Source organism: Streptomyces sp. M41(2017) (assembly GCF_002078175.1).
Classification (GTDB): domain Bacteria; phylum Actinomycetota; class Actinomycetes; order Streptomycetales; family Streptomycetaceae; genus Streptomyces.
This window is the reverse complement of sequence record NZ_MWFK01000001.1, coordinates 1,293,859-1,306,456: the sequence shown is the minus strand read 5'-3', so window position 1 is coordinate 1,306,456 and position 12,598 is coordinate 1,293,859. Positions and strand designations below refer to the sequence as shown.

Sequence of the window (12,598 nt, the reverse complement as noted above, 5' to 3'; positions counted from 1 at the left end):
CTGCGCCTGACAAACGGATCCGTCGCGCGTCCGGCCGGACGCGTAGAACGTCCGGCCGGCCGGTCTCTCGCGTCCTGTAGGACGCTTCTCGGACCCGTTAGGTCATCACTTGGCGCACACCGTCTTGTCCGCCGTGGACTTGTCCACGTCAGGCGCCTTCGTGGAAGCCGTCAGCGGCACCCCGGCGCCCTTGAAGTCCTTGCCCAGGGTCAGCACGATCGCCGGCAGCCCCTGAGCGTTCTTCTCGCTCTTGCCCGGCTTCATCGCCGAAGCGGGCAGCCCCATGAGGTCCGCCAGCTTGCGTGCCTGGTCGGCCTGGTCGGGAGAGTACTCCAGGCTCGTCTTGTCGAGTGTTTCGTCGGCGTTTCCGAGTTGGCTGGACTTGAGCACGCCCTCAGTGTTCTGCAGCCAGTTAAGAGTTTCCTGTGCGGAGCCTGCCTTGGCGCCGCCGTTGTAGATGTCGACGCGGATGTCGGAGGCGGACGAGCGGGAGCCCTTGAGGCGGGCGGTGACCTCCGCCTTCTCCTTCTTCGCCTTCTGCTTCACGGCGGTGAAGGAGACGTCGTTCTTGATGGCGTCGAAGACCGGCTGGGACGTCGTCGGGTTGACGATCACGGTCTTGTGGATCACGCCGTCGGCGGGATTGTCGATCACCGGGACCGTCGTGAAGGTGATGTTCTTCGTCGGCACCTTCTTCAGTTCGAGCGCCATGTCCTTGAGCGTGGTGACCTTGGCGATGCCGGTGTCCACGGTGAGCGCCTTGGTGGCCGCCTCGGCCAGATCGATGAGCTTCTTCGGATTGGTGAGGGTGTCGCCCGAACTCATCTTGCGCATCAGCGAGGCCATGAACTGCTGCTGCACCTTGATGCGGTCGAGGTCGCCCTGGTTGCCGAAGCTGTGCCGGGTGCGCACGAACGCGAGGGCCTGTTCGCCCTCGATGGTGTGCTTGCCGGCGGAGAGCTTGAGGTGCGAGTCCGGGTCGTCGACGTCCTTGGCGAGACAGACCTCCACACCGCCCACCGCGCTGGTGAGGGTCTTCACCGCGTTGAAGTCGACCATCGCGAAGTGGTCCACGGAGATGCCGGTGACGGCCTTCACCGTGTCCATCGTGCAGCCGGGGTTGCGGTCCTCCTGCCCGAGGCTCGTGTTGAAGCGGACGTTGCGAGTCGGCTGGATGACCTTCTCGGTGCCGTCGTCCAGCTTCGTCCTGCACTCGGGGATGTCGACGATGAGGTCGCGCGGGATGCTCATCGCGGTCGCGTTCGTCCGGTCCTTGGAGACGTGCAACAGGATGTTCGTGTCCGCGTGCCCGACGCTGTTCTTGTCGCCGTAGCCCTCGTTGCCCTTACCGGTCCGCTTGTCGGTGCCGATGATGAGGATGTTGAAGGCCTCGTCCTTGCTGAAGCCGTCCTTGCCCGAGTCGCCGATGTCCGTCGAGCTGACGTTGCCCTCGAGGTGCTTGAGGTAGGCGTACGCGGCACCGGAGGCGGCGATCAGCACGAACGCCATCGTGCCGCCGGTCCACAGCAGGACCTTCTTCGCCTTCGACTTCTTCTTCGGCTTGGTGCGTCCGCGCCGTCGCCCCGGCTCGGGCTCCGGCGGTTCGCCACGGCGTCGCCGCGGTCCGGGCACGTCGGTGCCCGGCGCCTCACGGTCCCGCCCCGGCGCCGCGCGGTCCCGGCCCGGTTCGGTCCGGGTGCGTGCCTGCGAAGGGGGCGTACCCCTGCGCGGGCGCGGCACTCCCGACTGCGCTCCGGAAGGGGTCAGTCGCAGTTCGTATTCGCCGGTGTTCGGGTTGAGCACCCACTGGTCTGCGGGATCGATGTTGTCCGCCCGCCCACGGCCTTGCGCGTCCACGGTTGTCTGAATCCTCCGTCGGGGCCACGCGGCGCCTTTCCCCCTCAAAAGGCGCTCGGGTCTCGGTCAGCGATGCGCGACCCACGAGGACCAACCTCGTGGCCGGGTGCACCGGATCGCTCACACTATCCGCCCAGTTCAGCGTCGAGCCACGACCGTGACAAATTCAACGTCCCTACAACCGGGCAATCCGCCCTATTTCTCGGAGAGTTCTTAGCTCAGCTGTTCCCCGCCTTGGCGCACGCTTTACCCGCAGGCGTCCTCGGCCGCAGTGTTACCCCGGAAAGTCGGCGCGGGATCAGGCGTTCCTGTAAGGGCGCCGGGAAGCAGCAGCATCGACCTACCGTCGCTGTTCGACTGCGCCGGGTGACGGGAGAGGGAGTTCTCGTACGGAGTTGCGGAATGCGGCGGCGGGCCCTCGGAGGCCTTCTCGGCGGACTCCTTCGTGACCGTCACGGGCTGGTCCGTGCGCAGCCGCTCGAAGAGCTGGGTCGCCTCGGGCTCCACGAGCTGGTCGCGGTTGGCGTTCAGGGCGTACGCGGTCCGCGGCACCGTCAGGAACTGCACGCTCTGCGTGGGGATGTTCCGCATACCGCGCACCAGGTCGTAGAGGCCGCGCAGGCTCGCGAGGCCCGGGTCGGTGGTGAGCGACGAGGTGGCCGCGTCCAGGACCGGATACAGCTTGGCCGGGTTCAGCAGGACGTCGTTGCTGCGCACCTTGTTGACGAGCGCGCCGAGGAACCGCTGCTGGCGGTCCATGCGGTCGGTGTCGCTGCCGTCGCCGATGGTCTTGCGGGCGCGGACGTAGCCCAGCGCCTGCTCGCCGTCGAGCACGACCTTGCCCGCGGGCAGCCGCAGCTTCGCGGCCTTGTCGTCGATGGGCTTCTTCAGGCACACCTCGACACCGTCCACCGCGTCGACCATGTCCTTGAAGCCGTGGAAGTCCACCACCATGTGATGGTCGACGCGGATGTTCGTCAGCTTCTCGACGGTCCGGATGGTGCAGGCCGAACCACCCACCTGGAACGCGTAGTTGAACATCGCGAACATGGGCTCGGTACGGGTGCCGTCCGGGCGCCGGCAGCCCGGCACGTCCACCATCAGGTCGCGGGGCAGGGACATGGCGGTCGCGCTGCGCCGGTCGGCTGCGAGGTGCAGCAGGATCGTGGTGTCGGACCGCTCCGTCCCCGAGTCGCGTCCGTACTTCTTGTTGCCGGCGCCCGAGCGCGAGTCCGAGCCGATCATGAGGATGTTCTGCGCGCCGTGCACCAGCGCGGTGGGCCGTTCCTTCTCGTACCGGGCGAGCTCGGCCGCCGCGTCGTCGTCGGCCGTGATGTTCCCGTTCAGCTTCTCGTAGACGACCCAGCCGGCCACCCCCGCGCCGAGCACCACCACCGCCGCACCGATCGCTGTGTAGCGCAGCCAGCGCCTGCGCCGGCGGGTCAGCCCGGCCCCGGTGGGCGACGCTCCCGGCACCGGCCCCTGCGGACGTCCGGGGGGAGTGCCTTCGGAGTCGGTCACGTCGGAATCCACCACCCCTCCTGGTGTACGAGCGTGTCTTGCTCCTACGACCATGTCCCGAAGTGGCTGGTGAGGGGGGCCGGTGATGGGCCGAACGGGCTACGGCCCCGGGTCCCCGGGGCCGTAGCCCACCGGTCAGCGGGCCGTCGCCGTCACGCGCTCGCTCTCGATCCGCTGCGCGAGGCGGTCGTCCCCCAGCTGGTCGAGGTGGCGGCACAGCACCACCGAGCCGCCGGTGGCGAGCGGCGCGTAGAGGCCCGCGGACAGACCCTCCCAGGTGTCGTACGGGAGCGCCGAGAGGATCCGTGAGCCGGGTCCCGTCAGGTCCAGTCCGGGAGCGTCGGAGCGGGCCTGCTCGACGACCTCCGCGCCGGTCCAGGCGGCCCCCGCGACGATCAGTGCCGGCTCCTCGGGGTCGACCGGCGCGTACGGCGCGAACCGGTCGCCCTGGCTCGGGACCTCCACCGCGTAGTCGGCGTACCCCGCGGGCGGGGCCGGGAAGCGGCGGCCGAGCGGGGCGAGGGACAGCGCGATCCGCTCGCCGGAGCAGGCGAGGCCGTCCTCGAACCTGCCCGGTCCGGCGACGACGTGGTCCGCCGCGGCCGGGTCGCCCCCGAGGTCCGCGACGACACCCACCGACGAGCAGGCGAGCAGCCACACGGCCGTCTGCCAGTGCGCGGGCAGCAGCAGCGCGACGCGCTCGCCGGGTTCGGCGGACAGTTCGCCCTGCAGCAGGTTGGCCGTCTTGGCCACCCAATTGGCGAAGGTGGCCACGGACAATTCGACGCGTTCGCCCGTCGCGTCGTCGTAGAAGGTCACCAGGGGGCGCGCCGGATCCGTGGAGAGCGCGGATCGCAGCAGGTCGGCGGGGGTGCGGTCGGTGGCGTTCACGCGGGCAAGCCTACGCGGGGACGCCACGCGGCACCGGCGGCGCGAGCCACCGGTTCGGCGGAGCGCGTCCGACGGTCCGTCAATTCCGGGATGGACAGATATGTATGACTATGTCCAAGATCAGGGGCATGCGTGGATTCCTTGCTTCCTCGGTCGGCGTCACCTGCGCGGCCGCTCTCGCCCTTCCGCTCGCCCTGCCCGCCCCGGCACAGGCCGGGCCGTCGGCGCTGACGTCCGAGACCTCCGTCCCCGGCAGCACCCAGTCCCTGCCCCTCGTCCCCCTCTCCGGCGACCGCGCCCTCGGGGCCGCCGCACCCGAACAGGGCCTCGGCCGCCGGGACGCCCGGCCCTTCTCCCTGGTCGGCGTCATCTGGGACGATCCGGGCAGTGAGCTGCGCGGCCGTGTCCAGGTCCGCACCCGGGCCGCCGGCACCGGCCACTGGTCGGGCTGGCAGGCGGTCGACACCCACAACCACGAGCACGGCGCCGACCCCGACACCGCCGAGGGCGCCTCACGGCGTGTGCGCGGCGCCACCGCCCCGCTCTGGGTCGGCGCCTCGGACGGCATCGAGGTCCGCGTCGACGCGGACCGGACACCCCGGACGACACCCGGGGACGAAGCGGGGGGCGAGCGCGCGGGCGCGGCCCCGGACACCCCGCTCCCCAGAGGCCTGCACCTCGAACTGATCGACCCCGGCGGACCCCCGGGACGCGCGGACGCGCGCGCGGCGGGCCGGGCCGGGGGCGCGCACCCCGCCACGCGCGCCGGAAGCGTACGCGCGGGCGCCTCGGACGGGGTTCCGGCTGCCGGGGACACCGAGATCGGCGCGCTCACCCAGGCGGAGACGGAGCGCGAGTACCTCTCCGCGGACTCCGCCGTACAGCGCGTGAAGCCGTACATCGGCGCACGCCCGCGCATCATCACCCGCAAGGGCTGGGGCGCGAACGAGAAGCTGCGCGAGCGCGGCTTCGTCTACACGAAGAAGGTCGAGGCGGCCTTCGTGCACCACACCGCGTCGGGCAACAACTACAGCTGCTCCCAGGTGCCTTCGGTCATCCGCAGTATCTACCGCTACCACGTGGTGAGCAGCGGCTGGCGTGACATCGGCTACAACTTCCTCGTCGACAAGTGCGGAAACATCTACGAAGGCCGGGCCGGGGGCGTCGCCAAGGCGGTCCTCGGGGCCCACACCCTCGGATTCAACAGCAACAGCATGGGGATCGCCGTCCTCGGCACCTTCCAGAACACGAAGCCGACCGACGCGTCCCTCAAGGCCATCGCCCGTCTGACCGCATGGAAGCTGGGCCTCTACGGTGGCAATCCGCGTGGCAAGACATACCTGAAGTCGGGCGGTGGCAATCTCTACCGAAAGGGAAAGAACGTACGACTGAATGTGATCTCCGGCCATCGGGACGGGTTCGCCACGGAGTGCCCCGGACGGCTGCTCTACGGCAAGCTCGGCTCGGCACGCAAGACGGCGGCCCGCTACCAGGGCCGGTAGGCAGGGCCCGGAACCGGCACCGCCGGCACCGCCCGGCCGGCCGGGGCCGGGCGGGGATCACCTGACGTCACGAGCACGGCCCCTCGACGGAGACCGCACGGCCATCGAAGGCGCCATCGAACAGTCTGCATACACTGGCCGGCCGGAACACAGTTCGGCCGGTCCCGGCAGGAAGCAGAGACGACAGGTGACAGAAGCGATCCTCCTGGTCGGCGGCAGAGGCACCCGGCTGCGCCCCCTCACGGTGCACACGCCCAAGCCGATGGTGCCCGCGGCCGGAGTCCCCTTCCTGACGCACCAGCTGGCGCGGGCCCGCGCGGCGGGCGTCGAGCACATCGTGCTGGCGACGTCCTACCTCGCCGAGGTCTTCGAGCCGTACTTCGGCGACGGCTCCTCGCTGGGCCTCCACCTCGAGTACGTCACCGAGGAGGAGCCGCTCGGCACCGGCGGCGCCATCCGCAACGTGGCGTCCCGGCTCCACTCCGGCCCCGACGAACCCGTCCTGATCTTCAACGGCGACATCCTCACCGGGCTGGACATCCCGGCCCTGGTCTCGACCCACGAGACGACCGGCGCGGACGTGTCCCTGCACCTCACCCGGGTCGAGGACCCGCGCGCGTTCGGGCTCGTCCCCACGGACTCCACCGGCCGCGTCACCGCGTTCCTCGAGAAGCCGCAGACACCCGAGGAGATCGTCACCGACCAGATCAACGCGGGGGCGTACGTCTTCCGCCGCTCGGTCATCGACACCATCCCCGAGGGCCGTCCCGTCTCCGTCGAGCGCGAGACCTTCCCGGAGCTCCTGGCCACCGGCGCCCACCTCCAGGGCATGGTGGACTCCACGTACTGGCTGGACCTGGGCACCCCGCAGGCCTTCGTCCGCGGCTCCGCCGACCTCGTCCTCGGCCGCGCGCCCTCCCCTGCGGTCCCCGGCCGCTGCGGCGACCGTCTGGTCCTGCCCACGGCCACGGTCGCGCCCGACGCCAAGCTCACCGGCGGCACGGTCGTCTGCGAGGGCGCCCGGATCGGTGAGGGCGCCCGGATCTCCGGCAGCACGATCCTCGCCGGAGCGGTCGTCGAGCCCGGCGCGGTCGTCACCGACTCCCTCGTCGGCCTCGCCGCCCGCATCGGCGAACGCACGATCCTCACGGGCGCGGTCATCGGCGACGGCGCGACCGTCGGCCCCGACAACGAACTCCGCGACGGAGTCCGCATCTGGTGCGACGCCCACATCCCCGCGGGAGCACTCCGCTTCTCGTCGGACCAGTAGCAGACCGACCACACCGCCCGGAGGGGCCCACCAGCCCCTCCGGCCGTCACTGTTCGAGCCTCTCCGGCGGGAAAATCCAGCCCCTCCGGCGGTCACTGTTCGAGCCTCTCGGGAGGAAAAATCCAGCCCCTCCGGCGTTTGAGGAGCGGGGTCCGGGGCGGAGCCCCGGGTACGGGACGGGCAGGGGCGGAGGGGGCGACATCCCGCTGTGCTCGAGGCATGCAGGGAACCCCGGCCCACGGGAGGCAAGAGGAAGGTGGGCGGAACCCGGGACACCGGGGAAGCCGGGCGGACGAAGCCGAAGGCGAGCCCCGCCTAGAGCTTCCCGATGTCACCCCGGGGCATCTTGGGCACGCGCCGCGCAGGCGTCCGCCCCGACAACAGGATCAGCCGAGCCGCCCGATGCCGCTGCCCGGCATAGGGCTCCAGCAATTCCAGCATCATCGCGTCGTCCGCGTCCCGGTCCCCCGCGAGCGCGTACCCCACGATCCCGGGGAGATGAAGATCCCCCACGGTCACGGAATCGGCCGCACCGTGACTGCGCTGCACGACCTCCGCGGAGGTCCAAGGCCCGATCCCGGACACCAGCTCCAGCCGCTCCCGCGCCCGCACGGGATCGAGCCGCACGGCCTCCTCCAGCCGGGGAGCGACCCGTACGGCCCGCAGGACGGTGGACGCCCGCTTGTCGTCGACACCGGCGCGGTGCCACTCCCAGGAGGGGATCAGCGCCCAGGTCCGGGGCGCCGGCATGACGTACATGCGCTCGGGCGCGGGCCCCGGCGCGGGCTCGCCGAACTTCCGCACGAGCAGCCGCCACGCCCGGTACGCCTCGTCGGTGGTGACCTTCTGCTCCAGGACGGACGGGATCAGCGACTCCATGACGAGCCCGGTCCGCAGCAGCCGCAGTCCCGGGCGCCGGTGCCGGGTGACCGCGAGGAGGCGGTGCCGGGGTTCGAAGGCGTCGGGGTCGTCGGCCGCGCCGAGCAGTTCGGGGAGCCGGTCGAGCAGCCAGTCGGCGCCGGGTCCCCAGGCCTCGCCCCGGGCCGTTCCGTCCCGCAGCGTCACGCGCAGGGTGCCGGGCCCGGCGGGCGTGCGGCAGACCCGCCACACCGAGCCGTCGGGTGTCGTACGGAACGTCGGATCGCCGGGGCCGCGGCGGAGCGGGCCGAGCACCAGCCCGAGGTCGAGCGGCCCCTCGGGGTCCCAGGTACGGACGCGGGCGGGTTGGGCGGCCTGCCGCGGCACTCCGCCGGGCACCACGACATGTCCGCCGCGCACGGTCGTACGCGTCGGCCGGGGAGCGAAACGTCCAGCCACGGATGAGGTCCTAGGGGTGCTCGGGGTGCCCTACGAGGGTAGGCGCTCGCCCGGCCGAAGACGCACCGTTCGCGGCGCCGTCCGACCTGCCCCTCCGCGAAGCCCCGTCACCGCACGGTCCACGGCCCGGCCGGCCGCGGTGCGGTGCGGTGCGGTCCACGGGGCCTGACCGGGCCCCGGGCGGTCCGCCCCGCGACCCTCCTCACCGCACCTCGACGAACGCCTCCGCGTCCCGTGCCGGACGGTCCCGGGGTTCCTCCGCCGCGTGGCCCACGGCCACCGCGCCCATCGGGTCCCAGTTCGCCGGCAGGTCCAGCGCCGCGCGGACGACGTCTCGGCAGAACATCGTCGACGACACCCAGGCGGAGCCGAGCCGTTCCCCGGCCAGGGCGACCAGGAAGTTCTGCACGCCCGCGCCCGTGGCGACCACGAACATCTCGCGCTCGGCGCCGTCCCGCCGGGCGTCGCCGTAGGTGTGGGAGCCGTCCATGACCAGGCACGGCACCACCAGATACGGCGCGTTGCGCAGCACGTCGCCGCGGCGGACCCGCTTGGCGACGGACTCCTCGCTCTTCCCGTCGGCCCGCAGGTCGGCGCGCCAGGCGTCCCGCATGGCGTCGAGCAGCCGTGTCCGTGACTCCTGCGACTCCAGGAGCACGAACCGCCAGGGAGTGGTGTGGTGCGGCGCCGGGGCGGTCACGGCCGCGGCGACCGCCCGGCGCACGGCACCGGGGTCGACGGGTTCGTCCGTGAAGGCCCGGACCGTGCGCCGCTGGGTGACCGCTTCCCGTACGGCCTCCGAGGTGCCGAGCCGGAACATGTCGTCGCGGGCGCCCCGGACGATGGCCCGTGCCCCCTCGCCGTCGTCCTCCGCCACCAGGTGCGCGAGTCCGCGCACGACGGCGACGGGGAGCCCGGAGGCCTTGCCCTTGACGAGGTCACCGGCGGCGGCGAGTTCGTCGGCCGTCGCGACGACGGTCGCGCTGAGCGGGTTGCCGTGGGCGTCGGTGCCGCCGCGCAGGTCGTCGAGCACCTTCACGCCCGCCGCGCCGATGGCGACGTCGGTGAGCCCGGTGCGCCAAGGGCGCCCGAACGTGTCCGTGACGACGACGCCGACGTCGACTCCGAGGGTGTCCCGCAGCCCGTCGCGGATCGCCCGCGCGGACGCGTCGGGGTCCTCGGGCAGCAGGAGCACGGTCCCGGCGGGCGTGTTGGAGGCGTCGACCCCGGCGGCGGCCATCACGAGCCCCTGCCGGTTCTCGACGATCCGGAGCGCGCCGCGGCGCGCCACGACCCGGACGGTCTCGGCGTCGATGGCCGCCTCGCGGTCCACGGCCTCCACGATCCGGCCCTCCGCCTTGGAGACGATCTTGGAGGTGACGAGGAGCACGTCCCCGTCGGCCAGACCGGGCCCGGCGGCCGCGATGAGTTTCGCGAGGTCGTCGCCCGGCCGCACCTCGGGCAGTCCGGTCGGCGCCCAGACCCGGTAACCGGGCCCTACCCGCTCCGCCGGCTCCTCCCGGTCCGAGGGCCACGGCGTGTCCGCCGCATGGTTGCCGGTGGTCACGGAGTCCGTACCTCCTCCGCCAGGGCGAGCGCCTCGCGGGCCATCCGCGTCGTCGCGTCGAGGTCGGTCATCATCAGCGGGACGGCCCGGCAGCGGATGCCGGCGCTCTCGACGCGCTCCACCACGGAGGCGTCCACGGTGTCGACGAGCCAGCCGTCCAGCAGTCCCGAGCCGTAGTGCTCGGCGACGGCGGCGGCGGTGGACTCGACGCCGACGGCGGCGAGCACCTTGTCGGCCATGCCGCGCACGGGCGCGTCGCCGACGATGGGGGAGAGGCCGACCACGGGCACGCCCGCCTCGGCGATCGCCTCGCGGATGCCGGGCACGGCGAGGATGGTGCCGACGGAGACGACGGGGTTGGACGGCGGGAAGAGGATGACGTCGGCCTCGCCGATGGCCTCCAGGACCCCGGGGGCCGGTTTGGCCTGCTCGGCACCCACCGGCACGATCGCCTCGGCGGGCACGGAGGCCCGCAGGCGCACCCAGTACTCCTGGAAGTGGATCACCTTGCGCTCGCCGGCGCCGTCGGCCGCGTCGCCGTCCGGCAGCGTGACGGCGACGTGCGTCTCGACGCGGTCGTCCGACATGGGGATGAGCCGCACGCCCGGCTTCCACCGGTCGCAGAGCGCCTCGGTGACGGCGCTGAGCGGATAGCCCGCGCCGAGCATCTGCGTGCGCACGATGTGCGTCGCGAAGTCGCGGTCGCCGAGCCCGAACCACTCCGGTCCGACCCCGTACGCCGCGAGCTCCTCCTTCAGATGGAAGGTCTCCTCGGCACGGCCCCAGCCCTGCTCCTCGTTGATGCCGCCGCCGAGCGTGTACATCACCGTGTCGAGGTCCGGGCAGACCTTCAGCCCGAAGAGGTGGATGTCGTCGCCGGTGTTGCCGATGACCGTGATGTCCGCGTCCGGGACGGCCCGCTGGAGACCACGCAGGAACCGTGCACCACCGATACCGCCTGCCAGAACCACAATGCGCATGGGGTTCAGTCTTGCAGGCGGCGGCGACGGCGTGTCAGCCGGTCACGCGACCTCGGCCCCCGCGGGCACGCCGTCCGGCTCCACGCTCCCGGCGACCGCGCAACGCGCCGCGTGCATCGGCATCTCCGTGAGACCCGGGTAGTAGACGTGCAGACTCACGGCCCCTTCGAGCGAGTCGTTGACGACCTCGTGGGCGTAGCCGGGCGCGAACACCCGCTGCGCGCCGGAGCCCAGGGCGCGTGTGCCGCGCTCCGTGCGCTCGGTCAGCGCGCCGTCGAGGACGGTCAGTACGCCGGAGGAGCCGCCGTGGTCGTGCAGTCCGCTGCCCTGGCCGGGCACCCAGGACAGCAGCCAGACCTCGTAGCCGGGGCCGGTGCGCAGCCGGTGGTACCAGCGTGAGGTGGCGTCGTACTCGACGAGGTGCTCCCACTGGGAGCGGTCGGCGGCGATGGAGCGCGCCATGCCGACGAAGTCGGCCACGGTGACGGGGTGTTCGCGCGGCGGCTGGAGCAGGTGCGGTACTTCGAGGATGTCGCCGGCGATCTGGAGGTCGCTGTCGCTGTTCATGGGTGCGGTGGTTCCTCGGCAGAAGAGTGCTGGGGTGTCGCTGGCCGTTTCCGCCCGGGTCGCGAGCGGGGGTTCACGCCCGGGTGGCGGGCGGGAGGGGAGTGCCCTGGTGCGGGCGGTCGCCCGGAGGGGGCGGGAGTTTCGCCTCAGTGGCGGCGAGGCAGCCGGAGCGCGGTAGGGCTCAACAGCTGGAACAGCAACAACAGCTGCAGCGGACGTGGGCAGCACCGTGGGACCCGGCGGTGCGGGTCGAGGTGGATGCCAAGTTCGCGAGCATGCCCATAAGGTCACCGGTTCACACCCCTACTGTCAACTTCATGTCCGTTATGTGGGGGATGTTTCACCTCATCCGGTTCATCTGGCAGGCGAAAGGTTTGTTCACCCGCCTCCCCGGACACATGGCGCACAACCGGGCGCACAAACCTCAGCGCGAGCCCGTGATCCCCATGTGATCAGGTTCGCTTCGAGGTCGGCGTCGGAACGCGATCGAACTCCTGGCCGTCTTCCCCCGTAACGGGAGTGGACGTCCGGTCGGACCCCTTGGGCTGTCAGGGTTTATGCCGATTTGAACACTTTCCGCATAGCCTTGGTTCCGCAGAGTGAATAAGGGGCCCAATAGCAGATCTCGGCTTGACTGGCCCGGATCGGCACACTTGTAATTTCACTCGTGTCGTTCAGCCGAAATCGGTAACGGCAGCATCACGGGGACGCGAAAGACAGACGAGGGGCGCACATGACCGAGCTGGTGCAGCAACTGCTGGTCGACGACGCGGACGAGGAACTCGGCTGGCAGGAGCGCGCGCTGTGCGCCCAGACCGACCCCGAGTCCTTCTTCCCCGAGAAGGGCGGCTCCACCCGCGAGGCCAAGAAGGTCTGCCTCGCCTGTGAGGTCCGCTCCGAGTGCCTCGAATACGCGCTCGCCAACGACGAGCGGTTCGGCATCTGGGGCGGTCTGTCGGAGCGGGAGCGGCGCCGTCTCAAGAAGGCCGCCGTCTGAACGACCGCCTGACGGGCACGCGCACGAAGAAGGACGCTGTCCGAAAACAGTCGCACGGAAATGCGGACGGAAAACAGCCGCACGCACGCGTGGGAGCCGCCGACCAATCGGCACACACGCTCACGTAAC

The 12,598-nt window shown here is 71.4% G+C and carries 10 protein-coding genes; 3 read left to right on the top strand and 7 right to left on the bottom strand.

Annotation, left to right across the window (positions count from 1 at the left end; translation table 11 throughout):
- Nucleotides 1-105: 105 nt before the first annotated feature.
- The 3 genes from B0675_RS05705 to B0675_RS05695 all read right to left on the bottom strand — a co-directional run bounded on the left by B0675_RS05705 (nt 106) and on the right by B0675_RS05695 (nt 4,269).
- Nucleotides 106-1,857 (bottom strand): LCP family protein, encoded by a 1,752-nt coding sequence (locus B0675_RS05705; protein WP_081217655.1) that lies wholly within the window; start codon nt 1,855-1,857, stop codon nt 106-108.
- Between the two features lie 246 nt (nt 1,858-2,103).
- The gene (locus B0675_RS05700; RefSeq protein WP_081221608.1) at nt 2,104-3,378 is read right to left on the bottom strand and encodes an LCP family protein; all 1,275 of its coding nucleotides are present in this window, start codon (nt 3,376-3,378) and stop codon (nt 2,104-2,106) included.
- 135 nt (nt 3,379-3,513) lie between these two features.
- Nucleotides 3,514-4,269: a TIGR03089 family protein gene (locus tag B0675_RS05695; RefSeq protein ID WP_081217654.1), complete on the bottom strand. Its 756-nt coding sequence runs from the start codon at nt 4,267-4,269 to the stop codon at nt 3,514-3,516.
- A gap of 128 nt (nt 4,270-4,397) precedes the next feature.
- On the opposite strand from B0675_RS05695, the gene B0675_RS05690 reads away from it, so the two are divergent.
- The gene (locus tag B0675_RS05690; protein ID WP_241539705.1) at nt 4,398-5,771 is read left to right on the top strand and encodes a peptidoglycan recognition protein; all 1,374 of its coding nucleotides are present in this window, start codon (nt 4,398-4,400) and stop codon (nt 5,769-5,771) included.
- A 187-nt stretch (nt 5,772-5,958) separates the two neighbouring features.
- Nucleotides 5,959-7,041: an NDP-sugar synthase gene (locus B0675_RS05685; RefSeq protein WP_081217652.1), complete on the top strand. Its 1,083-nt coding sequence runs from the start codon at nt 5,959-5,961 to the stop codon at nt 7,039-7,041.
- Nucleotides 7,042-7,356: 315 nt separating this feature from the next.
- On the opposite strand, the gene B0675_RS05680 is transcribed toward B0675_RS05685, so the two are convergent.
- The 4 genes from B0675_RS05680 to B0675_RS05665 form a co-directional block, all read right to left on the bottom strand.
- On the bottom strand, nt 7,357-8,358 hold the full coding sequence (locus B0675_RS05680) for a DNA-3-methyladenine glycosylase (protein ID WP_081217651.1): 1,002 nt from the start codon (nt 8,356-8,358) through the stop codon (nt 7,357-7,359).
- A 202-nt stretch (nt 8,359-8,560) separates the two neighbouring features.
- Nucleotides 8,561-9,925: a coenzyme F420-0:L-glutamate ligase gene (locus tag B0675_RS05675; RefSeq protein ID WP_277624516.1), complete on the bottom strand. Its 1,365-nt coding sequence runs from the start codon at nt 9,923-9,925 to the stop codon at nt 8,561-8,563.
- On the bottom strand, nt 9,922-10,905 hold the full coding sequence (cofD, locus tag B0675_RS05670) for a 2-phospho-L-lactate transferase (RefSeq protein ID WP_081217650.1): 984 nt from the start codon (nt 10,903-10,905) through the stop codon (nt 9,922-9,924). The genes B0675_RS05675 and cofD overlap by 4 nt, the downstream gene beginning before the upstream one ends.
- A 42-nt stretch (nt 10,906-10,947) precedes the next feature.
- A complete protein-coding gene (locus B0675_RS05665) occupies nt 10,948-11,472 on the bottom strand; it encodes a cysteine dioxygenase family protein (protein ID WP_081217649.1) in 525 nt (174 codons plus the stop codon).
- Nucleotides 11,473-12,205: 733 nt separating this feature from the next.
- On the opposite strand from B0675_RS05665, the gene B0675_RS05655 reads away from it, so the two are divergent.
- Complete coding sequence (locus tag B0675_RS05655; protein WP_003975777.1) at nt 12,206-12,469, top strand: WhiB family transcriptional regulator; 264 nt, start codon at nt 12,206-12,208, stop codon at nt 12,467-12,469.
- Nucleotides 12,470-12,598: the final 129 nt, after the last annotated feature.